Genomic DNA, 603 nt, shown 5'->3' with positions numbered 1-603 from the left:
CTCTCGATGCTCGTGCAAGGCACCAATGTGGAAGTGTCGTTTGACCCAGACGTGAACCCAAACACACCGATAACGGTCAACACCCGCGCCTCGCGCAAGTCGATTTTAAACCTCATCAGCAGCTTGACTCATTACGGCTTAACGCCGGATCAAGACTCGCTCACGGTGGGGTACTATCAAACCGAAACCTTTGTATTGACCATTCCATCGGGCGCCAATTCCGCGCAGCAAGGCAGTCAAAGCGAAGAAAGCAGCAGCGACGATGAAGGCGATACCTCGACCACCAAAGTCGATGGCCAGTACATTACGACGGTGTACAACAACACCGAAATCACCACCGAAATATCCAAAGCGGTCGAAGCGGTCCTCAAAGATGAAAGCGAAGACGATGGCGATGAGCTCGTCGGTGACGTGCGTGTCGTACCTGGATTGACCGCCATCACCGTGCGCACCACGCCAAGTCGCATGGCACAGGTGCGCCGCCTGATTGACACCTATCAAGCCGAGCTGACTAAACAGGTCTTTCTTGATATTCGCGTACTGGAGTTTCGTTCGAACTTAGGCAAAGACCAAGGCATTGATTGGAACCTAGTGAAAGATGTC

General features: G+C 52.9%; 1 pseudogene. It reads left to right on the top strand.

The annotated features are described in order from the left end of the window. Window positions 1–165 precede the first annotated feature (165 nt). Window positions 166–603: pseudogene (locus tag R7O13_RS28750) on the top strand (type II and III secretion system protein); the annotation flags it as partial.

It is taken from the genome of Vibrio sp. Y176, from assembly GCF_033438945.1.
The sequence above is the reverse complement of the archived record's forward strand: the minus strand, read 5'-3'. Positions and strand labels throughout refer to the sequence as shown.